Here is a 973-nt window from a genome sequence, read left to right as displayed (position 1 = left end):
CGGATGAACATACTCGCTTTGGTGATTGCCTGATGGCAACTCCGCCCAGGGCGGTACCCATAGCTTGATGGATGAAAACCAGGATCAAATATCGGCTGAAGGATGTCCAGCAGGGCCTGCTGAACCACTCGGTCGCGGACTGCGGGGATACCAAGCAGACGCGTCCCACCATTGCCCTTCGGGATCTCAACCCGACGGACTGGCTGAGGACGGTAGCTCTTGCTCCGCAACTCCGCCAGAAGCATATCAGTATGTACTGAGAGATCTGCAGCAAAGTCCTGGATGGACTGACCGTCTATTCCGGCAGCTCCTTTCGCCGACTTCACCTTCGCAAATGCTTTGTGCAAAGCTAATCTGTTCAGCAATCTTCCGTACAGACTGTACCAGATTCTCGACATGCCCCTGTCCTGCGTACTCCTTTCCATGCTCTTGTTCGTCAACTTCGATTCTTCTCGATACAAATACCGCCTTCTAGCACACCGGCAATGTACGGTTCCTTGCATCAATACTCCGTTGAACAGCCAAAGACAGCAGAAGGGCCTTTCACAGCCTACCACCGGCAATGTGCCTCACCCCGTCGGGTAACTTGTGTTCAGTTAACGGCAAGTTTCAATTTCCAGAGTACCTTCAAATAAACTTCATCCCTTCGCAACTCCAATGGCTTTTGGCACAAAAGAGCCCTCACGAACACGCCGTAAGTCATCCTTGTTTTCCCCTCCACACCGTTACCGGCTTTCATCGGCAAGGACTTCATAACTACTACGGAATCATCTGCCACCTCACACCACAAACACTTTCCGCTTGGGTTCCCCCTTGCGAAACGTGCGCCGGGCTGACCACGCCAGGCAATGATGTAAGGCTTCCCCGGTTAAGGCGAACTCCCGGTGAACGATGCCATCCTCAAACACCACACGGAACTGACCAGGTATCGGGCTTCGCGCTATTTTGCACGCTTACCCTTCCGTTTGGCCGA

1 protein-coding gene is annotated in these 973 nt (G+C 53.2%); it reads right to left on the bottom strand.

The features are described 5' to 3' along the window. On the bottom strand, positions 1-398 hold a 398-nt coding region (locus JWJ90_RS22760; protein WP_275889173.1), incomplete at its 3' end, for a reverse transcriptase domain-containing protein. Positions 399-973: the final 575 nt, after the last annotated feature.

Source organism: Desulfobulbus rhabdoformis, assembly GCF_016919065.1.
GTDB lineage: Bacteria > Desulfobacterota > Desulfobulbia > Desulfobulbales > Desulfobulbaceae > Desulfobulbus > Desulfobulbus rhabdoformis.
The sequence above is the reverse complement of the archived record's forward strand: the minus strand, read 5'-3'. Positions and strand labels throughout refer to the sequence as shown.